Below are 23414 nucleotides of genomic sequence, written 5' to 3'. Positions count from 1 at the left end.
GGGTGTTGACGAACGTCACTTGCTATCGAGGTCACTGTGTCCAAAGACTCTCCCATCACTGTTGCCCAGGCACGCTGATGCCACGCCACAACGCCTTCCTGGAGAAACTCGCCAGCAGTTCATCGCGCCTGAACAAAGGCTTGCTGGTGCTCGGCGCCCTGGTGTTGCTGTTACTGGGCGTCAGCTATCTGGGGGTGACGCGCATGATCGAAGAGCGGCGCGAAACCTTGCAGTTTCACTTTGCCCGATTGATGGAGAATATCCGCGAACAGGAAGTGTTCCTGCGCGATATCTCGCAGGCAAGCACCAAGGGCGATCAGCCTTTCTGGGCTACCTTGCCCACCTATATGCAAAAGCCCCTGCCCGAAGAAGGCCCGAACATCTATGAGGGCCGGGGCATGCCGTTCTCCCTGCCCTACAGCGTAAAGATCGATCCGAACAGGATCACCGCCGATCAATCCCCAAAAGTCTTTGCGCTGGGTACTTACCTGGCCGCCTACTACAGCGCGTTCTGGGCCGCCTCCCATTATCAGTCGCCCCAGGTGATCCTGCTCAACGGCCCCGACAACTTCGATGTGGCGGTGCCTTCGGCTGGGCGCATACGCGGCGCCGTGCGGATGCAGGTGGGTGCGCTGGTAGAGGTGATGACCCAGGTCAACGAGCGACTGCGGGTACAAAACTCAACACAAGACGCTCATCAGGTGTACTGGGAACCCTACGCTCCCGCTCAGACAGACAAGAGCGCACCGACCCTTCTGGCTTACGTCGATATAAACCTGGCCACGACGACGCTGACCATCGAAGGGGCCAACACCTGGGTGGTGGTGGCCTCGCTGCTGAACCTTTCCCAGGTCAATAACATCGAGCGCTTAATGCAGTGGTCGATCTACGACGACTTCACCTTGATCACTCCGCGTGGCGTGGTATTGACCGGTGCCCTGAAACCCGGCCAAGTGCTGGATGAGGGGGTGAATTTCAACCGCGACGGCCTGGTGTTCAAACTGAGCAGCCCCGGCGAACAACACTGGACCGCGATCTACGTCATCAGTGTGCAGAGCTTCCTCGATTACGCGCTGTGGCCGTTGCTGGGCCTGATAGCGCTGGTAGTGGCGGTGCTCGGATGCAGCCGGGCGATCAATCGCTGGTACCAGACCCGGGTCATCCTGCCCGCACAAAGCGCGCACGCCAGCATCGCCGAAAGCGAGGCATTCAGCCGAGCGGTGATCGACACGGCGCCGATCGGCCTGTGCGTGATCCGTCGCAGCGATCACCACGTGCTTGTGCAAAACCAGCGCGCCCAGCAGTGGCGCGACAACGGCCAGTTGATGAGCCTGCTCACCTCGCGCACCGACCCCGGCCACGCCGATCTCGAACTCAACGGGCGCCACCTGCACGTCGCCTTCGTGCCCACCCGCTATCAGGGTCAGGATGCCTGGCTTTGTGCGCTGCATGACGTGACCCGGCATGTCGAAGACGCGGCGGCGCTGGAAGATGCACGCCATGCCGCCGACTCGGCGAACCAGGCCAAGAGCCGCTTCCTCGCGACCATGAGCCATGAGATTCGCACACCGTTGTACGGGGTGCTGGGCACTCTGGAACTGCTCGGCCTGACCGCGCTCGCCCCGCGCCAGCAGGATTACCTGCAGACCATCCAGCGCTCGTCCGCCACGTTGTTCCAGCTGATCAGCGATGTGCTGGATGTGTCGAAAATCGAAGCCGGGCAGATGACCCTCGAACTGCAGGATTTCTGCCCGCTGGAACTGACCGAAGACACCGTGCACACCTACAGCGCCTTCGCCCGCGCCAAGGGCTTGCAACTGTATGCCTGCATCGAGGCGACGTTGCCGGATCGGCTGCGCGGTGATCCGATACGCATTCGCCAGATCCTCAACAACCTGCTGAGCAACGCGATCAAGTTCACCGATAACGGCCGCGTGGTATTGCGGGTACGCGTGCTGGAAAGTGTCGACGGCCGCGCCAGCGTGCAGTGGCAGGTCAGCGATTCAGGGGTGGGGATTTCCCAGGCGCAGCAACAGCAATTGTTCGACCCTTTCTATCAGGTCAACGACGCCACCGAACAGGCCGGTGCCGGCCTCGGACTGGCCATCTGCAAATGGCTGTGCGAGTTGATGGCAGGCCAGTTGAACGTAGTCAGCGAACCGGGCCTGGGCAGCAGCTTCACCCTGCAACTGGCACTGGAACGCACGCCCGGCGCATTGGCCGATTGCCCTGCATTCAATCCCGGCACCCCCGCCGTTTATGTGCGTGCCCAGGTCACTGAACTGGCACAGCACCTGATAGCCTGGCTCAACCGTTTCGGCCTCGACTGCCGTGCGCTGACGGCCGATACGCCCCTGTCATCGGCGCTGCTGGTAGAGCTTTCGCCACTGGCAAACACCCCGCCGTGGCCAGGGCCACGGATCATTGCCACCGCATGCGGCCCCGACCCGTCGCAGTTGCGCGGTGCCGACCGGGAAGTCGATGCCGACGATGTCCGCGCAATTGCCTGGGCGATTCATCAGGCCCTGCATGGCGCCGGCAGCGACAGTCAGCCGTTGCCGACGGAAAAGACCCGGCGCTTGAATCTGCACGTACTGGTGGCGGAAGACAACGTGATCAACTCGGCGATCATCAAGGAGCAACTGGAGGTGCTGGGCTGCACGGTGGTCGTCGCCGCCAATGGCGAACAGGCGCTGGCGCAGTGGTCACCGGGAGGCTTCGATCTGGTGCTGACCGACGTCAACATGCCGCGCATGAACGGCTACCAACTGGCGGCGGCGTTACGCCAACAGGATCCGACCGTGCCGATTATCGGCGTCACCGCCAACGCCCTGCGCGAAGAAGGCGAACGCTGCGCCGCCGTGGGCATGAACGCCTGGATGGTCAAGCCGTTGAACCTTGCCACCCTGCGCGCGCACCTGGAAAAACACGGCAAGATTGCCCTGCCGGCCATCAGCGCACCGCCGATTCAGCTGTCAGCGAAAATGCGCGAACTATTTGTCACCACCCTGCGCCAGGACATACACACGACCCAGACGGCACTCGACAACGCCGATGCCAATCGCGTGGCGCAGCAACTGCACAGCATGGCCGGCGCGCTGGGTGCGGTGCAGGTCGAAGCCATGGCCACAACATTTATCGAGTTGGAGTGCCGTTTGCACGGCATGGCCGTGACCCGCGCCCTGGACCTGGAAGTCCGCCAGAATCTGGCTCGATTGAACGATCTACTGGATACCCTTGAATAATTTCACTCTGGATAATCACCCATGGAAACCCTCAACGTTGTCATTGCCGATGACCATCCCATCGTTCTGGTGGGGGTACGCGAGCTGGTTGAGCGGGACAGACGCTTTCACGTGGTGGGCGAAGCGGTTTGTTCCAACGAGCTGATCAACCTGCTGGAAACCCGGCAGGTGGACCTGGTCATCACCGATTTCAACATGCCTGGCGACTCACCCTACGGTGACGGCCTGAAACTGGTGGAGTACCTGACGCGGCACTTCCCCCGCGTGCGCGTACTGGTGCTGACGATGATTTCCAACCCGTTGATCCTCACGCGCCTGCAAGAGCTCGGGGTACTGGCGATCATTCAGAAAAACCAGCTGCATAATGAAATCGAAACCGCGCTCAAGGCCATTGCCCGGGGCAACCCGGTGCGCAGCTATGAGCCGCCGCCGACCTCGGTGATCGACGATGGCGCCGACCTCGACGAACGTTTTACCCGGCTGTCGCCCAAGGAACACGAAATATTGCGTTTATTTGTCTCGGGAATGGGTGTCAGCGAAATTGCCCGGGGTTTGAACAGAAGTGCCAAGACGATCAGCACGCAAAAAATATCGGCCATGCGCAAACTTGAAGTCAGCAGTGATCAGGACTTGCTGACGTATTGCATAGAACGCAACTTGTTCAACTAACAGGAGACTTGCAAACTTCAAAAACGGTTTCTAGGATTCGTCTGATGTCCCGTCAGAAGTGCGCGCTATATCGTGTTGTTTTAACCCCAACAAATGGTAAACAACATGAAAAAGCTGTCTCGCACACTGCTCGCCCTTTCGATCTTTGCCGCCGCCGGTAACGCCCTGGCCGCCGATCCACCGGTTACCCCGACCAAGGCCGGCAGCGGCACCATCAACTTCACCGGCACCATCAACAACGATGCCTGCTCGGTTGAAGGCGCCGGCAGCAACAAGACCATTTCGGTCGCCATGGGCGAAGTGTCGATCAAGGACATGGGCACCGCCACTGCACCTAAAGGCAACGGCACCCTGAGCGCCGAGAACTTCGACATGAAGATCAACTGCAACGCCGGGACCAAGGTCGCAATGATCTTCGAACCGACCAAGGGTGCAGGTTCGGGCATCGTTGCCGGGACTAAAGTGCTGAAGCTGATCGACGGTCTGGGCGCAGCGAAGAACATCGGTATTGCCTTGCTCGACTCCAACGGTGCGTTGATCGACCTGAGCTCGCCGTCCACCGCGAAGATCGAAAACACTCTGCAGGACAGCAACACCACGCTGAAATTCTCGGCCGCCTACGTCACCACCGCCGATGTGGCAACCGTGGTTGCCGGTCGCGGCGACGCCACCCTGCCGTTCACGCTGCAATACGAATAACCCGCGCGAACCTTCAAGCCTGGTGCGGGGCCGCTCGGCCCCGCACTCTCATTCAATTGCGCGGTAACCCTCATGTTTTATCGTCATTCATTGTCCCTTTGCGTGGGCCTTTTGGGCCTGCTCATGGTCGATCAGGCCATGGCCGGCATTTCATTGAGCAGCACCCGCCTGGTCTTCGACGGCCAGCACAAGGAAGCCGGGATCACCGTGCGCAACAGTGGCGCAGATGTGTTGATCCAGTCGTGGATCGACACCGATGCCAGCGACACCGCTGCGGTGCCGTTTGCCGTCACACCGCCACTGGTGCGCGTCAGCGGCGACGAGCAGCAGATCTTGCGGGTGATCTACGAAGGCACGGGCATGCCGACCGACCGTGAGTCGGTGGTGTGGCTCAACGTGCAGGAAATCCCCCAGGCCGCGAAAACCAGCAACACCTTGCAGCTCGCCGTGCGCCAGCGCATCAAGGTGTTCTTCCGCCCGGCGGGACTGAAAAACAATGCCTACCTGGCACCGAGCGAACTGACCTGGCGTCTGGTTGAACGCGGCGCAAAATACCTGCTGGTGGTGAACAACCCCGGCCAGTATCACGTGTCGATTGCCGATATCACGCTGCAATCGGGCGCCGTCAGCGAACACCCTTTTGATTCAATGATGATCGCCCCCGGCGAACAGAAAGAGTTCAGCCTAAAACAACTTCACAACGCTAATACAGCACGCCTGTTATTCAGCAGCATTAATGACTATGGCGCCCAAGACCGTTATGCCGCGCAACTTTCCAACAGTGCCGATACTCGTGCCAGTTTGAATAAAGAATCCCCATAACTTGAGTGCCGCTGTCACAGCCGCACTTTCACTGTATTTCTCTTCGCTCCGTTAGTTCGTATCGGAGGTGATATAGGGTTCCTGCATGTTTTTACTCAAGCGCGACGGATGGGCGCCGTTTTCGGTGGCTCTGGTGTTCAGCTCCGCCTGCCTGGCCGATGGCGATGAACAGTTCAATACCTCGTTTCTGCAAGGTGCGCCGTCCTCTGTCGACGTGCAATCACTGCTCGCCAGCAGTCGCGTACTGCCCGGCATTTACCGGGTCGACCTCTACGGCAACGAAACCCTGGTTGGCCGTCGCGATATCGACTTCCGGCGCCACCCGGGCACGGGCAAGATCGAGGCCTGCCTGACCCTGGAGATGGTCCAGCAATTGGGGGTCGATATCGGCAAACTGCAGGCCGCCGGCAAACTGCTCGGCGATGACCCGAACGCCTGCCTCGATCTGCCCGCGTTGATCGATCACGCCACCGTGCGTTACGACGTGCCGCGTCTGCGGCTGATGGTCAGTGTCCCGCAGAGCGCCATGGAGCGCGGCCGGCGTGGTTATGTCGACCCGGCCTTGTGGGACGCAGGCGTGCCCGCCGCGTTCATCAACTATCAGCTGAGCAGCAGCCGCAACAGCACTCAGGGTGTAAACACGCTGAGCAATAACGTTGGCTTGCGCAACGGCATCAACCTCGGCGCCTGGCGTTTGCGCAACGAGTCGAACTTCAACAGCACCACCGGCAGCCCCAGCACCTTCAACAGCAACCGCACCTACCTGCAACATGACGTGACCGCCCTGAAGGGCCAGTTCAGTGCCGGGGATATTTTCTCCGACGCCGACCTGTTCGACAGCGTGCGTTATCGCGGCCTGAAACTGGCGTCCGACGACGGCATGCGCGCCGACAGCGAGCGCGGTTATGCACCGGTGATTCGCGGTATTGCGCAGTCCAGCGCCACCGTGGAGATTCGCCAGAACGACTACATCCTCTATACCGCCAATGTGCCGCCGGGACCGTTCGAGATCAGCGACATCTACCCCAGCGGCTCCAACGGTGACCTGGAAGTGACGATCATCGAAGCCGATGGCCGGCGCCGGGTCAGCGTGCAGGCGTTTTCCAGTCTGCCGATCATGGTGCGCCAGGGCCAGTTGAAGTACAGCCTCTCGGCCGGCCAGTACAACAGCAACAGCGATGATCAGCAGTCACCGCAGTTTCTCAGCAGCACGCTGGCGTATGGCATCAGCAGCAACCTGTCGGGGATCGTCGGGGTACAGGCGTCGGAGAATTTTCAGGCGTTGTCGGTGGGTGCAGGTCGTAATACCGCCATCGGCGCAGTCTCGCTGGACCTGACCCACTCCAGCAGTCGCACCTTCGGTCAGGCGGTCACCGGTAACAGCTTGCGCGCCCTGTACGCCAAGACGTTCACCGGCACCGACACCAACTTCACCCTCGCCGCCTACCGCTACTCGACCGAGGGCTATCGCACCCTCACCGAGCACGTCGAGGAACTGAGCAGCGAGGGCCAGCCACGCACCGGCAACTCGAAAACCCGCACCGACCTGACCGTCAACCAGAGCCTGGGGCGCAACCAGGAATTTGGCAGCGTCTACATCAACGCCAGCGACCAGCGTTACTGGGGCCGTGGCGGTTCACAAAGCCTGTCGGCGGGTTACAGCAACTATTGGGGGGATGTCAGTTACAACCTCGGCGCGACGTATTCCAAGGATGTCGGCAACTACGGGCCGGCGAACAACGACACATTGGTCAACCTGTCCGTGTCGTTCCCGTTGGGTTCAAAACCCCGGGCGCCACGGGCCTTTGTCTCGGCCAGCACGCAGAAAGGCAACGACAGCACCCAAATGGGCATCAACGGCTATCTGTCGGAAGACAGCGACACTTATTACTCGGTGCAAGGCGGCAACAGCAGCACCGGCGGCAGCAGCGGTTCGGTCAACCTCAGCACCCGCACCTCGGTGATGGACATCAGCGCCGGTTACAGCCAGGGACGCGGCTACAACTCGCAGAACCTGAATCTGGCCGGTTCGATCGTCGGCCATGCCGGCGGCATCAACCTGGGACAAACCGTGGGCGAGACATTCGCGCTAGCGCAGGTCGAAGGCGTGGAAGGGGTGAAAATCGGCAGCTTCTCCGGGGCCAAAACCGGCAGCAACGGCTTCGCGGTGGTACCCAACGCGCAGCCTTATCGGGTGAACTGGATCAACCTCGATACCCGTGACCTGGGCGGTGATGTCGAGATCGACAATGCGACCCGGCAAGTGGTGCCGCGCCGCGGTGCGGTGGTGCTGGCGCGTTACACCAGCAAGACCGGACGACGCGTGCAGTTCGCCTTGTTCGACGCGCAGCACCAACCGATCCCGTTTGGCGCGTCGCTCGAAGACAGCGCCGGCAAGCAACTGGCGATCTCCGACCCGAGCGGCAAGGCACTGGCGCTGGTGGAAGCCGACACCGGCACCCTGACCATCAACTGGCAGGGCCAGCGCTGCGAGGCGCCGTATGCACTGTCCGAACGTGACAAAGCGTTGAACTACGAGCGGGCCTCGCTGGTGTGCCGCCCGTCCCAGTAATGCCAACAGATCGAATCAGGCGCGAGTCTGCTCGCGAAGAGGTCGTCAGCCTCAGCGTTATCGATGAATGAGAAGACGCCTTCGCGAGCAGGCTCGCTCCCACAGGGGATTTCGAGCGCACACAAATCCGTGCCTGGCACAGATCGAATGTGGGAGCGAGCCTGCTCGCGAAGGCCGCGCCTCGGTTCAAATAAACAGGTGCGACCTAGAAATCGCGCTTGTAGAAGATATCCAGCGAGCTGGCGACGCCGCTCGCTGCTTCCAGATAGACCTTCTTGCTCAGCTTGTAACGCAGCGCGATGGTGTTGGCCGGTTCGAACACGCCGACGCCATAACGCAGACTGAGCTTCTCGGAAATGTTGCCGCTGGCGACCACGCTGGTGGTGTTGCCACTGCCCTGGGTGTCGAGCTGGAAATCCTGAATCCCCAGGTCTTTGGCCAAACCGCTGGTGACCCCGGAACTGCCCATCAAACCCAGACCCAACGCCGCTTGCGCGAGCATGTTGTTGTCTTCGCCGTTGGTGCTCAGCGGACGGCCCAGCACCAGATACGACAACGCCTGCTCCTGGCTCATGGCCGGTTCGGAGAAGATCTGCGTGGTCGGTTGCTCGGCGCTGCCGCTCAGGCGAATGCCGGCGATCACGTCGTCGGTCTGGCGAATCGCTTCGATGTCCAGATACGGCTGATCGATGGGGCCGGCAAACAGCAGCCGCGCACGACGCACCGTCAGCCGTTGGCCGTAGGCGCGGTACTTGCCGTCGTTAAGCCAGAGCTCGCCACGGGTGTCCATGTTGTCGCCGATGTGCACGTGACCTTGCAGGTTGGCGGTCAGGCCGAACCCGGCAAAACTCAGTTTGTCTTCGCCGACCACCACGTCGATGTCCATCTTCATCGCCATCGGTGGTTTGCCCTCTTCGGTCTGCGCGCCGACGATGATCGTGTCATCGGAGACTTTCACCGTTGATGGCGGCAGTTCACGCACGGTGATTTCGCCTCTGGGCACCTGCACCTTGCCGGCAATCTTCAGCTCATCATCGGCCATGGAAATCTTCAGATCCGGTGCCACTTCCAGCTTGGCGTACGGCTCGACAGTCACCGGCAGTTGCGTGCCCTTGAGCGCCAGATCGACCACCAGCGCCTGACCCCAGGCGACATTGCCGTTGAGGCTGCCCTGCCCGGTCTTGCCGCTTTTCCAGCCGCCATCCAGACGTACCGACTCACCGGCAATCACCGCTTGCAGTTGCAGGTCCTTGAGTTCCATCGGCAGCTCGGCACCGGACACTTCGCCGTCGCTGAGTTTGACCGTGCCGTTGACCAGCGGCGCCAGCAAGCCGCCGGAAATCGTCCCGCTGCCGTTCAGGCGCCCAGTGAGTTTCTCGACCATTGGCACAAACGGCCGCGCCACCGACAGGTCCAGACCGCTGAGACGGAACGAGCCACTCAGCGGTTTGTTTTTCGGCAGTGGATTAAGCTGCGCCTGCACCATCAGTTCACCCAGTTTGCCGCCGACAAAGTTGAGGTCGGTGTCGATGCGCTTCGGTGTGAGTTTGCTGCTGAGCTTGAGGGTCTGGTACGGGAAGTCCAGCCACTGATCCTTTTCCTTCATGCGCAAGGTGCCGCCACTGGCATCGATGCTGACCACGCCGTTGGGGCCGCTGGCCGGCAGGTCCAGTTGCAGGTCGGCGTTGAGCTTGCCCTGCCAGGCGAAGTCTTTGGGCAACCATTGCGCGAGGCTTTCGATCGGGAATTGCTTGAGGTGGTAGCGCAGTTTCGGCTCGGGCATCAGCCGCTGGTCTTCACCGCACAGGCTGGCATTGCCGGACATCCAGCAATGCGCGCCGAAGTTGATCTTGCCGTCGGCCAGGCGTTCCAGTTTGGCCGGATTCTGCAGTTTCCAGTCCTGACCGCCGGCCTGAATATCGCCGCTGGCCAGACGCCCGCGCCAGTTGCCCTGGTTCAGATTGCCGTCCAGGCCGAGGGCCAGTTTCAGCTTCGGCCCGAGCAGGTCGAGGTTGAGTTTCTGGCTCTTGATGTCGCCCTGGGCGCTGGCAGTCAACACGCCGAGGTTGGTGTCACCGGCCTGAATGCCGCTGCCCTTCAGATCGATCTTCGCCCGTTGCGCACTGTCGAGGCTGGCATCGAGGTTGAGGCTTTGCAGGCGATTGTCCTGGAACGCCAGTTGCGAACCTTGCAGGCCGAGTTTGCCTTGCGGTGCTTTCAGCGTCCCGGCGACGTTGACCTGGCCGGTGACCTGACCACGCAGCTGCGGCCAGAGTTGGGCCAGACGCGCCAGCTTGATATCGATCTGCCCGGTGAGTTTCTGTTGCAGATTGCCCTTGCCGCTGATGCTGTTGTCACCGAGGCGAATTTGCAGGGCGTTGAGGTTCCATTGCTCGCCGGCACCGTCAGCCTTGGCCTGGAGGATCGCCGGTTGCCCGCGCAGTCTGCCTTTGAGGTCGAGGTCGGCGGTGAGGCTCAGGCGCTCGTTCTTCATTTCGCCTTTACTTTTCAGCGGCCCGGCCAGGGTGCCCGGCAACTCCGCGACCCAGTACGCCGGGTTCAGCGCCGACAGCTCCAGCGCGGTGTCCCAGGCGATACCGTCGGCGAACTGCACGTTGACATGACCTTCGGCCTTGCCCTGCCCGGCTTCCATCTTCAGTTGCGGCAAGGCGATCTGTTTCAGGCTGCCGCTGAACGGGCTGCTCAGGCTGAACGCCCCCGCAGGACCGTCCAGTGCGGCGGCGAAGTTACCGATGTACTGACCGTCGGTGTAGGAGACTTCGCCGGTGAAGGTACGCAACGCGACTTGCGGCTCGTCGATTTCGTTATAGAGCCGATGCCACGGGAAATCCTGCCAGTTGATGTTGGCTTGCGCGGTAAGGCCTTTGCTCCAGTCGACACTGCCGGTGAGCTTGAGACTTTGCTTGTCGTTCGCCGTCAGGTCGAGGCCGGCGATCTGCGCACCGCTGGCGTCAACCTTGCCGTTGAGCAGCAGCGCCACCGGGCCTTTATCGGCCGGCAGCGTGGCGTTGCCGTTTAACTGATAACCGTTTTTCAGATCGCCTTCGCCGGTCAGCACCAATTGATTGAGCTGCAGAGTGTCCGGCAGATCGGCGCTCGGTTTGAACGCGTCCGAGGTGATGCGCACCTTGGCCGGGAGGTTTTGCGCCAGCGGTTGCAGCTCGCCGCTCAACTGGCCGTCGAGGTAACCGTGGCTGTCGGCATGCAGGTTGAGGGTTTTCAGCAGATCGCCGTCAACCTTCAGCGCCAGCGTCCAGGGGCCGGTGCCCGGCGACGGCAGGGTCAGGTCGCCGGCAATGTTCAGCGGCCAGTTGCCGGTCGGTTGCAGCAGGCCGGAGAGGTTCAGGCTCAAATCGTCGCGTTGCAGTTTGACGCTGTCGATCTGCAGGCCCTGGGCAGTCCAGTGCGCCGCCAGCTGCAGGCCCTTGAGCTGCTCGCTGCCGTTGAACAGCAGACTGCCAACCTGCACGTCGCCCAGCTCGATCGCCACCGGCAGTTGCAAGTCCGGCAGTTTGACCGGACCACTTTCAGTGGTGTCTGCACTCGGTGGGAATTGCAGGATGACCTGATCTGCCTTGAGCTGTTCGATGCACAGGGTCATGCGGGTCAGGCACAGCGGCGACCAGGCGAAGATCGGCTTGTTCAGCTCGACCCGACTGCTGTCCTGCTGCCACAAAAGATGATCGGCGCTCCATTGTCCGCCGAGGCGACCCTGGAAATTTTCGACCGTCAGGCCGGGCACGAGGCCCAGCGCCCAACGACTGCCCGCCTGCGTTCCGAGTACCGCGCTGATGCTCAATACAATCAACAACAGCAACGCCAGCAGCGTCAGTGCCGCTATTTTCAAACCACGCTTCACAGCTCAGGCCCCATGGAAAAGTGCAGCCGGATGCCGCCATCGTCGTCCAGCGCGTGGGCCAGGTCGAGGCGGATCGGCCCCACCGGCGAGACCCAGCGCACACCGATACCGACCCCGGTCTTGAGGTTCGGCAGTTCGAGTTTGTTGAAAGAGTTGCCCTGGTCGACGAAGGTCGCGACCCGCCATTTCTCGGCGATCGAATATTGATACTCGACGCTGCCGGCCACCATGTAACGCCCACCGATGCGGTCGCCCTTGGAGTTTTCCGGAGACAGGCTCTGGTAGTCGTAACCGCGCACGCTCTGATCACCACCGGCGAAGAAGCGCAGCGATGGCGGTACCGAGTTGTAGCCGTTGGTGGCGCTGCCGCCGACCTGCACCCGACCAAGGAAGCGGTGGTTGTCGAATACGGTGGTCAGGCCTTTGATCAACGCGGTGCCATAGAGCAAGTTGTTGTCCGAGCCGAGGCCTTCTTTCGCCACTTTGCTTTCAAAGGTCAGGCGATAGCCGTTGTGCGGGTCGATGCGGTTGTCGCTCTTCAGGTACGAATAGCTGATGCCTGGCATCAACAAGGTACTGAGGCCCGAGTCGTCGCCGAGCTGATATTCCTCACGCTGCCATTTCAGCGAGATGACCCGCTGCCAGCCGCTGGGCAATTTGCTGTGCCATTCCGGGCCGAAGGTCAGCAGCTTGCTGAGGGTGTCGGAGCCGTCGATGTCTTCGTATTGATAACCACCGGCCCAGCGCAGTTTGTCGGTCAGCGGCGGGTCGAGCGGGATGTCATAGAACAGCCCGACGTTCTGCCGTGGCGCCGACAGTTCGGCCTCCCAGCCATAGCTGTCGCCCTGCGGGTTGACCCAGTGGCGGGTCCAGTTGGCCTTGATCCGTGGGCCGACGTCGGTCGAATAACCGAGGCCCAGGCCCATGGTGCGCGGCTTGCGCGTGTCGAGTTTGACGTCCACCGGGATCACGTCGTTCTTCGCCGCCGTCGGCGCCGCATCGACCCGCACGCCTTCGAAATAGCCGCTCGATTGCAGGTCGCGGTTGAGTTCGGCGATCAGCTCGGAGTCGTACGGATCGCCCGCCTTGAACGGCACCATGCGCTGCAGCAGGTCTTCGTCGAACGGCGTATCGCCCTCGAAACTGACGTTGCCCAACGCATAACGCGGGCCGCTTTCGTAGATCAGTTCGACGTCGGCCACCCCGGCGCGAGGATCGACCATGAGTTTCTGGCTGGTGAAATGGCCGCTGAAAAAGCCGAAGCGCGAGGCCTGGTTCTGGATCAGGCGTTTGGCGTCTTCATAACGCCCATGGTTGAGGACGGCACCGGACTTGAGCGTGTCGCTGCTCGGCACACGAAAGGATTTGAGGGAGGCGGCAGGCCCGTCGACCCGGAGGGTGACGTTGCGCAGGCGAATCGGTTCGCCGGGATCGATGTTCAGCACCAGGCGCGGTTTTTCACCGCCCTTCACGTCACTGTCGATCTGCGGCTGGTAATAGCCCAGGGCCTGCGCGGCTTTGCGCGCCTGCTCTTCGGCCCCGCGACTGAAGCGCAGCAAGGCTTGTTCGTCACGATCGCCGAGGCTACCGATATAGCCTTCTATATTGGCTTTCAGTTCATCGTTGGACGGTTTGATCCGCACGTCCAATTCACTTTGCGCCAGCGCCGCACAGCTGGTTAACAGCATGAGCACGCCACTGGTAAATCTTCCTGGAAACTTCATAGGGGCGGATGCTATCACGGGCTTGGGAGCGTGATAGAACAGGAAATTTCCCAAGAAGTTCGATTGTCATGCTGTTGCAGTTTGTAACACCTGCGGATTGGCGTGGAAAAATACGTGTTCGCGCACCGGGCCGATGGCAACTTCGCCAATCTCCTCATAACCCTGGCGTTTATAGAATTCCAGGTAACGCGGGTTGCCGGTGTCGAGTACCACGCCTTGGGAGGTTTCGTCGACTGCGCACCAATTGTGCACCGCTGTCAGCAACTGCTCGCCGAAGTGTTTGCCTTGAAACTGCGGGTGAATCCCCAGCAGCGGCAACATGTGCACCGAGTCGCTGGGCACACACGCGGCCACCGCATCGTGATATTCCAGATAACGCCGGGTGCAGCGAAAACCAGTGCTGAGCACCATGCGCAGGCGCCACGCCCAACTCTCGGTGATGCCCAGGCGCCGCTGCGGCGGCGCGATCAGGGCAATGCCGATCAGGCGGTCGTTGACCAACAGGCCGATCGCTGGCAGATCCTGCAGAAAATGCTGTTTGACCAGTTCGCGCACCGTGGCCCGCACGCGTTGCTCATAGCCGGGGCGCTCGGCTTCGAACAGGAAGCCGAAGGTCGGTTCGTGGCGATAGGCCTGATACAGCAGCGATCGGGCTTCACGCGAGTAGCCGCGGTCGAGCATGTGGATGTCGGCGATGGCGGTCTGGGTTTCAGGCATGACGGTGATTCTCCCCCGGGGCGCGTTCAGATGGCGGCGCTCTTGTTGGTACGAACCTGTTGCGGGTGGCGTGGTTCCCCACAGGTATAGACCAAGGCTGGATCTTCATCGACCGAGCGGCCGTCAATCGCGAGCAGGCTCACTCCTACAGGGGTACGCATTCCAAATGTAGGAGTGAGCCTGCTCGCGATGGCGCCATTGCAGACAACACAAATCCCACAACCAAAAATGATTTCTCCCACCCCACACTGGCCCATCTCCCCCATGTCAGCTAGCATCGCCCTTTTGCCAGGACTGCCGACCATGAAGATCGTTTCCTTCAACATCAACGGACTGCGCGCCCGTCCGCATCAGTTGGCAGCGCTGATCGAAAAGCATCAGCCAGACGTGATCGGCCTGCAGGAAACCAAGGTCCACGACGACCAGTTCCCGCTGGAAGAAGTGCGCGCGCTGGGCTATCACGTTTATTTCCACGGCCAGAAAGGCCATTACGGCGTTGCCCTGCTCTCGCGCAACGAGCCGATTGCCATTCACAAAGGCTTCGCCACTGATGAAGAAGACGCCCAGCGCCGCTTCATCTGGGGCACCTTCGCCGACGCCAATGGTGTACCGGTGACGATCATGAACGGCTACTTCCCACAGGGCGAAAGCCGCGACCACCCGACCAAGTTCCCGGCCAAGCAACGCTTTTACAGTGACCTGCAAACCTTGCTGGAAAGCCAGTTCCACAACGAACAGCCGCTGGTGGTGATGGGCGACGTGAACATTTCCCCGGAAGACTGCGACATCGGCATCGGCCCGGACAACATGAAGCGCTGGCTGAAAACCGGCAAATGCAGCTTCCTGCCAGAAGAACGCGAGTGGATGGCCCGCCTGAAAAACTGGGGCCTGACGGATAGCTATCGTCACCTGAACCCGGACGTGACCGACATGTTCAGCTGGTTCGACTACCGCAGCCGTGGGTTTGAGGATGAGCCGAAACGTGGGCTGCGGATCGACGTGATCCTCGCCTCCCACGGCCTGTTACCGCGGGTGAAAGATGCCGGTGTGGACTATGAACTGCGCGGGATGGAGAAACCTTCCGACCATGCGCCGATCTGGCTTGAGCTGGCCTGATCCCGAACTCAACACATTTCCCTTGCAGGCCTTCGCCTGTGGTGAGGGGATTTATCCCCTCACCACAGGCGAAGGCCTGCAATTGGATCCTTGTCATGTTTTGGTCATGCGCCTGACTTAATCTCCCCGGCAATCCCCTTGGCTTGATTCGGTGCCGGCATGACCCTGCGTGTTCTGTTCGTCTTTGTGTTGAGTGCATGGCTGTCGGTGTCTGCCGCCACCCTGCCCATCCCGGAAAACGGCCCGGCACTGCGCATTCAGGGTTCCAACACCATTGGCGCCGATCTCGGCCCCGCGCTGGTCGAAGGTTTTTTGCAGGAACAGGGCCTGTTGAAGATCCACCGCGAAAACCCCGACACCGCCAACGAACAACACATTGTTGGCCAGAACGCACAAGGCAAACGGGTCGTGATTGAAGTCGCCGCCCACGGTTCCAGCACCGGTTTCACCGCGCTGAAAAGCGCCACTGCCGACCTGGCCGCCTCCTCCCGCCCGATCAAGGACAGCGAACTCCTCAGCCTGCAAGCGCTCGGCGACATGAAGAACCCTGAGGCCGAGCAAGTCATCGCCATCGATGGCCTGGCGATCATCCTGCATCCCGAAAATCCGCTGAAGCAACTGGACACCGAGCAACTGGCGCGGATCTTCGCCGGTGAGGTGAAAACCTGGGAGGACCTCGGCGGTCGCGGCGGTGCGATTCATCTCTATGCGCGGGATGATCAGTCCGGCACCTACGACACGTTCAAGGAACTGGTACTGAGTCGTCGCGGGAAAAGTCTGAGTGCCACGGCGAAACGCTTCGAATCCAGTGAGCAATTGTCCGATGCCGTGAGCAGCGATCAGCAGGGCATCGGCTTCATCGGCCTGCCGTATGTACGCCAGGCCAAAGCCGTGGCCATCGCTGACGGCGCGTCGCAATCGATGCTGCCGCTCAACAGTCTGATAGCGACGGAAGACTATCCGCTGTCCCGCCGCCTGTTCTTTTATCTGCCGCCTGACAGCCAGAATCCTTGGGCGAAAGCGCTGGTGGCATTTGCGCAAAGTCCACAGGGCCAGAAGATTGTCGCGGCCAACGGTTTCATCAGCCAGACCGTGCACGCGATGACCGTCACCCCAAATGCGCTGATGCCCGAGGGTTACCAATCCCTCAGCCGTCACGCCCAGCGTCTGACCGTCAACTTCCGTTTCGAAGAAGGCAGCGCGAGCCTCGACAACAAGGCGCGTCAGGATCTGGCGCGGGTGTTCGACTATATAAAGCGCCACGACAAGACCGAACGCGCGGTGACACTGGTGGGTTTTGGTGACGAGAAAGACGACCCGGCGCGGGCTGACCTGCTGTCCAAGTTGCGGGCCATGGCGGTGCGGCGCGAGTTGGTGAAGAACGGCGTGGTGTTGCGTGAGGTGCGCGGCTTTGGCGCGCTGATGCCGGTGGCGACCAATAGCGCGGATGAAGGGCGGATCAAGAATCGGCGGGTTGAGGTTTGGGTGTATTGAGCCTGATGTCGGTGTGCTGGATGCACCGGCCCCTTCGCGAGCAAGCCCGCTCCCACAGTTTTCTCTGGCGTACACAAAATTTGTGTTCAGTGGAGATCCCTGTGGGAGCGGGCTTGCCCGCGAAGAACGATAACGCGGTGCTGAATCAGCGCTCGCTGCGCAGCAGCTCCTTCGGCACATATTTGCCGATCTCGAACTTGCCGATCGCCGCGCGGTGTACTTCGTCCGGGCCGTCGGCCAGGCGCAGGGTGCGTTGCATGGCGTACATGTAGGCCAGCGGGAAATCGTTCGAGACCCCGGCGCCGCCATGGATCTGGATCGCCCGGTCGATCACTCGCAGCGCGACGTTCGGCGCGACGACCTTGATCTGTGCGATCTCGCTTTTTGCCACTTTGTTGCCCACGGTGTCCATCATGTACGCCGCTTTCAGGGTCAGCAGGCGGGCCATGTCGATTTCCATCCGCGAGTCGGCGATCTTGTCGACGTTGCCACCCAGACGCGCCAGCGGCTTGCCGAATGCGGTGCGGCTCACCGAACGTTTGCACATCAACTCCAGAGCGCGCTCAGCCATGCCGACCGAACGCATGCAATGGTGAATCCGCCCCGGGCCAAGGCGACCCTGAGCAATTTCGAAGCCGCGTCCTTCACCCAGCAATACGTTTTCGTATGGCACACGCACGTTGTCGAACAGCACTTCGGCATGACCGTGCGGTGCATCGTCGTACCCAAACACTGGCAACGGACGGACGATTTTCACCCCGGGGGTGTCGACCGGCACGAGGATCATCGAGTGTTGCGCGTGGCGCGGTGCATCGGGATTGCTCAGGCCCATGAAGATCAGGATCTTGCAGCGTGGATCGCAGGCGCCGGAGGTCCACCACTTCTTGCCGTTGATCACCCACTCGTCGCCATCACGCACGGCGCGGGCGGCCATGTTGGTGGCGTCGGACGAGGCCACGTCCGGCTCGGTCATGGCGAACGCCGAGCGGATCTCGCCGCGCAGCAGCGGTTCGAGCCAGCGCTGTTTCTGTTCTTCATTGGCGTAGCGCACCAGCACTTCCATATTGCCGGTGTCCGGCGCCGAGCAGTTGAACGGCTCCGGCCCGAGCAACGAGCGGCCCATGATTTCCGCCAACGGCGCATATTCGAGGTTGGTCAGGCCCGCGCCGAGCTCCGATTCCGGCAGGAACAGGTTCCACAGGCCTTCGGCTTTGGCCTTGGCCTTGAGCTCTTCCATGATCGCGGTCGGCTGCCAGCGATCGCCTTCGGCAACCTGGCGTTCGAACACGGCTTCGGCCGGATAAACGTAAGCGTCCATGAACGCGGTCACGCGCTCACGCAGTTCTTGCACCTTGGGCGAATAAGCGAAATCCATGAGCAATTACCTTCTTTCGGCAGAGGTTGTTCAGATCATGCAATCGATGCTAGAACAGCGCTGATAATTTACCTAGCCTATTCTCGGCGTGTATAAACATTCATCACCGATATATGATCCGCTGATTGTCAGCCCATAGAACAAGAGAAGCCGCGTTATGAATCTGAGTAAGGTCGACCTCAACCTTTTCATCGTCTTCGACGCGATCTACACCGAAGCCAACCTGACCCGCGCCGGGCAGATTGTCGGCATTACCCAGCCGGCGGTGTCCAACGCGTTGGCGCGGCTGCGCGAGACCTTCAACGATCCGCTGTTCGTGCGCACCGCCCAGGGCATGGTGCCGACGCCGATGGCGCAGAACATCATCGGTCCGGTGCGCAACGCGCTGTCATTGCTGCGGGTGTCGGTGCAGGAGAGCCGGATCTTCAACCCGGCCCAAGCGGTCAAGACTTACCGCATCAGCATGACCGACCTCACTGAAGCGGTGATTCTGCCGCCGCTGTTCCAGCGTCTGCGCCGTCTGGCGCCGACGGTGATCATCGAAAGCTTCCTGTCCAAACGTCGCGAAACCACCAAGGAACTGGCCGCCGGACGGCTGGACTTCGCCGTCGATGCGCCGCTCAACACCGACCCGCAGGTGCGCCACGTCAAGCTGATGGAAGACCGTTACGTCTGCGCGATGCGCAAGGGCCATCCGCTGGCGGGCAAGGAAAAACTCTCGCTGGATGATTATTTGTCGCTGACGCATATCCATATCTCCAGCCGCCGCAGCGGTCTGGGTTATGTCGATCTGGCACTCGGCAAAATGGGCATTCAACGCAAGATCGCCCTGCGTTCGCAGCATTACCTGATGGCGTCCCAGGTCATGCAACAGACCGACATGGTGATGACGGTGCCCGAGCGCTTTGCCCGGCGTAACGACTTGCATGCGTTCAACCTGCCGGTCAACGACGTGCCGCCCTTGGAGACCCACCTTTACTGGCATGAAAGCACCGATCAGGACCCGGCCAACCGCTGGATGCGCGAGCAGATCATCGAGTTGTGCCAGCAGGTGGCGGCGCAGGAGAAGAAGCTCGACAAGGTGTAGGGCTTTTTACCGCGTTATCGTTTTTCGCGAGCAGGCTCGCTCCCACAGTGGATTGCATTTTATCTGGAGAAGCGCGGTCGGAAGTGGGAGCGAGCCTGCTCGCGAAGGGGCCATCAAATACACCACAGATCATCCTGCTTGACGTAAACGTCAACTCGCCATTAGCTTAGCGCCAAGACCTTTTTTCGAGCGCTTTCATGAGCAGCCAGACCTACAGCATTTCCGACCTCGCCCGCGAGCTGGACATCACCACCCGGGCGATCCGCTTTTATGAAGAGCAGGGCTTGCTCAGCCCTGAGCGCCGTGGCCAGGAACGCATCTACTCGCCGCGCGACAAGGTCAGCCTGAAGCTGATCCTGCGCGGCAAGCGCATCGGTTTCTCGCTGGCCGAATGCCGCGAGTTGATCGAACTCTACGACCCGTCCAGCGGTAACACCAAACAGCTCAACAGCATGCTGGCGAAAATCAGCGAACGCCGCGAACAGCTGGAGCAGCAGTTGCTCGACATCGAACAGATGAAACTGGAACTCGACACCGCTGAAGAACGCTGCGTGCAGGCGTTGGAGCAGACGCTCAAGAGTCAGCAGGCGGTTCAGTAAACCTACACAAATCCCCATGTAGGAGTGAGCCTGCTCGCGATTGCCATTTCACATTCAACAGTCATGTTGACTGGTCTACCGCGATCGCGAGCAGGCTCACTCCTACAAGGGTTCTCCACGATTTCAAAAGAGCAGGTCAATCCCATGTCCCTCCCCTCCCAAGTACGCCTGATCGAAGTCGGCCCGCGCGATGGCCTGCAGAACGAAGCCCAGCCGATCAGCGTGGCTGACAAGGTGCAACTGGTCGACGCCTTGAGCGCCGCTGGTTTGGGTTACATCGAAGTCGGCAGTTTCGTCTCGCCGAAATGGGTGCCGCAGATGGCCGGCTCCGCTGAAGTGTTCGCGCAGATCCAGCGCAAACCCGGCGTGACCTACGGTGCGCTGGCGCCGAACCTGCGCGGCTTTGAAGACGCGCTGGCCGCCGGCGTAAAAGAAGTCGCCGTGTTCGCCGCTGCGTCCGAAGCGTTCTCGCAGCGCAACATCAATTGCTCGATCAGCGAAAGCCTGGCGCGATTTGCGCCAATCATGGAAGCGGCGAAACATCACGGCGTTACCGTGCGCGGTTACGTGTCCTGCGTGCTCGGCTGCCCGTATGAAGGCACGGTCGCCCCGGAGCAAGTGGCGGTGGTTGCCCGGGAGCTGTACGCGATGGGCTGCTATGAAGTGTCCTTGGGCGACACCATCGGCACCGGCACGGCAGGCGCGACCCGCAAGCTGTTCGAAGTGGTCTCGGCGCAGGTCCCACGAGAAAAACTCGCCGGGCACTTTCACGACACCTACGGCCAGGCCATGGCCAATATCTACGCCAGCCTGCTGGAAGGCATCGCGGTGTTTGACAGCTCTATCGCCGGCCTCGGCGGCTGCCCATATGCAAAAGGCGCGAGCGGTAACGTCGCCACCGAAGACGTGGTGTACCTGCTCAACGGCCTGGGCATCGAGACCGGTATCGACCTCGACGCCTTGATTGCCGCAGGTCGGCAGATCAGTGCGGTGCTCGGTCGCCCGAGTGGTTCGCGTGTGGCCAAGGCCCGTAGCGCACAGTGAGGGCGAAGGTGTTACCGCTGTGTCCGAAACGTGGGCATAGACGAGTAACACGGAAACAAATTTTCTGGATTGCGCTGAAAGAAAAATCCTTCAAAAAACTCAAACCATTGATTTACAAGGATTTTAAAAAGTTGGCACGGCTTCTGCTATCTCTATGGCATAACAAGAATAAAAAGCAGCAAACCAATAAAAACAAGACGTACCGACTCTGACATAACAAAAACAACACGGCAGAGACGCAGCTAACAGATTTTTTTGGAGAAGGTGTGCTTTTCAGGGTGCTCTCAGGAGTGACCCGCAACCGGGCAGAGAACAATAAAACTACCTTCAGGTAGCTCCCGAATCGGTTGGATCGCTTAGCGAGAAAGCAGATCAGCGCTCAAAAAAATACGTTTGCTCTTGACCCCGGATGGGGGTCGCCAAAAACAGCGGTAAAGGGCCACGGTTGCCAAAAACAACAACAGACCGCCCCTCAATAATAAGAAAGAGCACGCGACGACAAAATTAAAGGGGAGCTTCGGCTCCCCTTTGTGCTTTCTGTGATTCCTGAAAATACTCTATCTCCATTGTGGGAGCGGGCTGGCTCGCCAATGCGCGTGTATCAGGTACAAATTTGTCGCCTGACACTCCGCATTCGCGAGCAAGCCCGCTCCCACAGGGATTGTGCTTACCGCTCGATTGTTTTCAGTTCCTCGATGCTTATTTCACGCATCCTGAATTTCTGAATCTTGCCCGTCACCGTCATCGGAAACTCTTCGACGAACTTGAAGTAACGCGGCGTCTTGAAGTGCGCGATGCGCTCCTTGCACCAGGTTTGCAGCTCCAACTCGGAGGCATTGTGGCCGGGGTGGAATTTGATCCAGGCGACAATCTCCTCGCCGTAACGCGAGCACGGAATGCCGATCACCTGCACGTCCGCCACCGCCGGATGAGTGAAGAAGAACTCCTCCAGTTCACGCGGGTAAACGTTCTCGCCACCGCGAATGATCATGTCCTTGTTACGCCCGGCGATGTTCACGTAACCCTCATCGTTCATGCTCGCCAGGTCGCCGGTGTGCATCCAGCCGGCCTCATCGATGGCCTCGGCGGTGGCCTGCGGGTTGTTCCAGTAACCGAGCATTACGCTGTAACCACGGGTGCACAGCTCGCCGATGGTGCCGCGTGGCACTGGATTGCCGGCCTCGTCGATGATTTTGCTTTCGAGTTGTGGCTGGGTGCGGCCGACGGTGGTGACGCGCAGTTCCAGTTCATCCGCCGGCCCGGTTTGCAGCGACACCGGGCTGGTTTCGGTCATGCCGTAGGCAATCTGCACTTCGCTCATGTGCATCTCGCTGATGACCCGGCGCATCACCTCGATCGGGCACGTGGCACCGGCCATGATCCCGGTGCGCAGGCTCGACAGATCGAAGTCGGCACGCAGCGGTTGATCGAGCATGGCGATGAACATGGTCGGCACGCCATAGAGGCCGGTGGCCTGTTCTTCAGCGACGGTTTGCAGGGTCAGTAGCGAATCGAAAGCGTCATTGGGATAAATCATCGTACTGCCGTGGGTGATGCAGCCGAGATTGCCCATGACCATGCCGAAGCAGTGGTACAGCGGCACCGGGATCACCAGGCGGTCGCTCGGGGTCAGGCCGAGGCTTTCGCCGACCATGTAACCGTTATTGAGGATGTTGTAGTGACTGAGGGTCGCGCCCTTGGGGAAACCGGTGGTGCCGGAGGTGTACTGAATGTTCACCGGTTGATCGAAGTGCAGGCTGTCGCTGCGTTCACTGAGTTGTTTGGCAGAGACGCTGCTCGCCATATCAGTCAGTTGCGACCACGGCAGGAAACCTGACGGCGGCTGCGGATCGAGGCTGATCACCCCGCGCAACTCAGGCAAACGTTCACTGCGCAGTTGACCAATGGATTGCTCGGCCAGTTCCGGCACTAACCCTTGCAACATGCCGTGATAGTTCGAGGACTTGAACGCCCCGGCGCACACCAGCCACTGGCAGCCGGACTGTTTGAGCACGTACTCCAGTTCGGAGCTGCGGTAGGCCGGGTTGATGTTGACCAGAATTACGCCGATTTTCGCCGTGGCGATTTGTGTGATGCACCACTGCGCGCAGTTTGGCGCCCAGATGCCAAGCCGATCCCCCGCCTGCAAACCCAGCGCCAGCAAAGCTCTGGCGTGCAGATCCACCGTGTCGGCCAGTTGCCGCCAGGAGTAGCGCAACTGCTGATGACGCACCACCAGCGCTTCGCCGTCGGGGTATTGCGCCACCGTCTGGTCGAACTGCTGCCCGATGGTCATCGCCAGCAAGGCTTTGTCCTGGGAACCACGGGTGTAGCTGCGCTGCGGGTTTGCACTGGGTTGATCCATGACGAC

Annotated in this window: 15 protein-coding genes; 10 read left to right on the top strand and 5 right to left on the bottom strand. The window is 60.6% G+C overall.

The window, feature by feature from the left end; all coding sequences use genetic code 11:
* Positions 1-77: 77 nt before the first annotated feature.
* The 5 genes from QMK55_RS23895 (at position 78) to QMK55_RS23875 (ending at position 8007) form a co-directional block, all read left to right on the top strand.
* A complete protein-coding gene (locus QMK55_RS23895; RefSeq protein WP_320330081.1) occupies positions 78-3245 on the top strand; it encodes a hybrid sensor histidine kinase/response regulator in 3168 nt (1055 codons plus the stop codon).
* Between the two features lie 21 nt (positions 3246-3266).
* Positions 3267-3914, top strand: a complete 648-nt coding sequence (locus QMK55_RS23890; RefSeq protein ID WP_102356901.1) for a response regulator — start codon at positions 3267-3269, stop codon at positions 3912-3914.
* Between the two features lie 105 nt (positions 3915-4019).
* Complete coding sequence (locus tag QMK55_RS23885; RefSeq protein WP_102356900.1) at positions 4020-4613, top strand: fimbrial protein; 594 nt, start codon at positions 4020-4022, stop codon at positions 4611-4613.
* A gap of 72 nt (positions 4614-4685) precedes the next feature.
* Complete coding sequence (locus tag QMK55_RS23880) at positions 4686-5435, top strand: molecular chaperone (protein WP_320330080.1); 750 nt, start codon at positions 4686-4688, stop codon at positions 5433-5435.
* Between the two features lie 85 nt (positions 5436-5520).
* Complete coding sequence (locus QMK55_RS23875) at positions 5521-8007, top strand: fimbria/pilus outer membrane usher protein (protein ID WP_320330079.1); 2487 nt, start codon at positions 5521-5523, stop codon at positions 8005-8007.
* 205 nt (positions 8008-8212) lie between these two features.
* Here QMK55_RS23875 and QMK55_RS23870 read toward each other — a convergent pair whose 3' ends face one another.
* The 3 genes from QMK55_RS23870 to QMK55_RS23860 form a co-directional block, all read right to left on the bottom strand.
* A complete protein-coding gene (locus tag QMK55_RS23870; protein ID WP_320330078.1) occupies positions 8213-11887 on the bottom strand; it encodes a translocation/assembly module TamB domain-containing protein in 3675 nt (1224 codons plus the stop codon).
* On the bottom strand, positions 11884-13611 hold the full coding sequence (locus tag QMK55_RS23865; RefSeq protein WP_102356896.1) for an autotransporter assembly complex protein TamA: 1728 nt from the start codon (positions 13609-13611) through the stop codon (positions 11884-11886). The genes QMK55_RS23870 and QMK55_RS23865 overlap by 4 nt, the downstream gene beginning before the upstream one ends.
* 66 nt (positions 13612-13677) lie before the next feature.
* Entirely contained in the window at positions 13678-14328 is a 651-nt protein-coding gene (locus QMK55_RS23860) for a GNAT family N-acetyltransferase (protein ID WP_102356895.1), read from the bottom strand.
* A gap of 303 nt (positions 14329-14631) precedes the next feature.
* On the opposite strand from QMK55_RS23860, the gene xthA reads away from it, so the two are divergent.
* Together xthA and QMK55_RS23850 are read left to right on the top strand one after the other, a co-directional pair.
* On the top strand, positions 14632-15444 hold the full coding sequence (gene xthA / locus QMK55_RS23855; protein ID WP_102356893.1) for an exodeoxyribonuclease III: 813 nt from the start codon (positions 14632-14634) through the stop codon (positions 15442-15444).
* A 159-nt stretch (positions 15445-15603) separates the two neighbouring features.
* Positions 15604-16938 carry a phosphate ABC transporter substrate-binding/OmpA family protein gene (locus QMK55_RS23850; protein ID WP_320330077.1) on the top strand — a complete coding sequence of 445 codons (1335 nt, stop codon included), beginning with the start codon at positions 15604-15606 and terminating at the stop codon, positions 16936-16938.
* Positions 16939-17083: 145 nt separating this feature from the next.
* Here the strand turns inward: QMK55_RS23850 and QMK55_RS23845 are convergent, their stop codons facing one another.
* Positions 17084-18313 carry an acyl-CoA dehydrogenase gene (locus QMK55_RS23845; RefSeq protein ID WP_102356891.1) on the bottom strand — a complete coding sequence of 410 codons (1230 nt, stop codon included), beginning with the start codon at positions 18311-18313 and terminating at the stop codon, positions 17084-17086.
* Between the two features lie 157 nt (positions 18314-18470).
* On the opposite strand from QMK55_RS23845, the gene QMK55_RS23840 reads away from it, so the two are divergent.
* The 3 genes from QMK55_RS23840 (at position 18471) to QMK55_RS23830 (ending at position 21043) form a co-directional block, all read left to right on the top strand.
* Complete coding sequence (locus tag QMK55_RS23840; RefSeq protein WP_027614626.1) at positions 18471-19400, top strand: LysR family transcriptional regulator; 930 nt, start codon at positions 18471-18473, stop codon at positions 19398-19400.
* 197 nt (positions 19401-19597) lie between these two features.
* Entirely contained in the window at positions 19598-19999 is a 402-nt protein-coding gene (locus tag QMK55_RS23835; RefSeq protein WP_064117756.1) for a MerR family transcriptional regulator, read from the top strand.
* 144 nt (positions 20000-20143) lie between these two features.
* Positions 20144-21043, top strand: coding sequence for a hydroxymethylglutaryl-CoA lyase (locus tag QMK55_RS23830; RefSeq protein WP_102356889.1), 900 nt, complete (start codon positions 20144-20146; stop codon positions 21041-21043).
* Positions 21044-21710: 667 nt separating this feature from the next.
* On the opposite strand, the gene QMK55_RS23825 is transcribed toward QMK55_RS23830, so the two are convergent.
* Positions 21711-23408, bottom strand: a complete 1698-nt coding sequence (locus QMK55_RS23825; protein WP_102356888.1) for an AMP-binding protein — start codon at positions 23406-23408, stop codon at positions 21711-21713.
* Between the last annotated feature and the right edge of the window lie 6 nt (positions 23409-23414).

It is taken from the genome of Pseudomonas sp. P8_229, assembly GCF_034008635.1.
Classification (GTDB): domain Bacteria; phylum Pseudomonadota; class Gammaproteobacteria; order Pseudomonadales; family Pseudomonadaceae; genus Aquipseudomonas.
Note: the sequence above shows the minus strand (reverse complement) of the source record. Positions and strands in the feature narration are given on the sequence as shown.

What these genes read in the sequence shown, in the direction of transcription:
- QMK55_RS23895 (WP_320330081.1), top strand. Translation starts at nt 78, where the DNA reads ATGCCACGCCACAACGCCTTCCTGGAGAAACTCGCCAGCAGTTCATCG.
- QMK55_RS23890 (WP_102356901.1), top strand. Translation starts at nt 3,267, where the DNA reads ATGGAAACCCTCAACGTTGTCATTGCCGATGACCATCCCATCGTTCTG.
- QMK55_RS23885 (WP_102356900.1), top strand. Translation starts at nt 4,020, where the DNA reads ATGAAAAAGCTGTCTCGCACACTGCTCGCCCTTTCGATCTTTGCCGCC.
- QMK55_RS23880 (WP_320330080.1), top strand. Translation starts at nt 4,686, where the DNA reads ATGTTTTATCGTCATTCATTGTCCCTTTGCGTGGGCCTTTTGGGCCTG.
- QMK55_RS23875 (WP_320330079.1), top strand. Translation starts at nt 5,521, where the DNA reads ATGTTTTTACTCAAGCGCGACGGATGGGCGCCGTTTTCGGTGGCTCTG.
- QMK55_RS23865 (WP_102356896.1), bottom strand. Translation starts at nt 13,611, where the DNA reads ATGAAGTTTCCAGGAAGATTTACCAGTGGCGTGCTCATGCTGTTAACC.
- QMK55_RS23860 (WP_102356895.1), bottom strand. Translation starts at nt 14,328, where the DNA reads ATGCCTGAAACCCAGACCGCCATCGCCGACATCCACATGCTCGACCGC.
- xthA (WP_102356893.1), top strand. Translation starts at nt 14,632, where the DNA reads ATGAAGATCGTTTCCTTCAACATCAACGGACTGCGCGCCCGTCCGCAT.
- QMK55_RS23850 (WP_320330077.1), top strand. Translation starts at nt 15,604, where the DNA reads ATGACCCTGCGTGTTCTGTTCGTCTTTGTGTTGAGTGCATGGCTGTCG.
- QMK55_RS23845 (WP_102356891.1), bottom strand. Translation starts at nt 18,313, where the DNA reads ATGGATTTCGCTTATTCGCCCAAGGTGCAAGAACTGCGTGAGCGCGTG.
- QMK55_RS23840 (WP_027614626.1), top strand. Translation starts at nt 18,471, where the DNA reads ATGAATCTGAGTAAGGTCGACCTCAACCTTTTCATCGTCTTCGACGCG.
- QMK55_RS23835 (WP_064117756.1), top strand. Translation starts at nt 19,598, where the DNA reads ATGAGCAGCCAGACCTACAGCATTTCCGACCTCGCCCGCGAGCTGGAC.
- QMK55_RS23830 (WP_102356889.1), top strand. Translation starts at nt 20,144, where the DNA reads ATGTCCCTCCCCTCCCAAGTACGCCTGATCGAAGTCGGCCCGCGCGAT.
- QMK55_RS23825 (WP_102356888.1), bottom strand. Translation starts at nt 23,408, where the DNA reads ATGGATCAACCCAGTGCAAACCCGCAGCGCAGCTACACCCGTGGTTCC.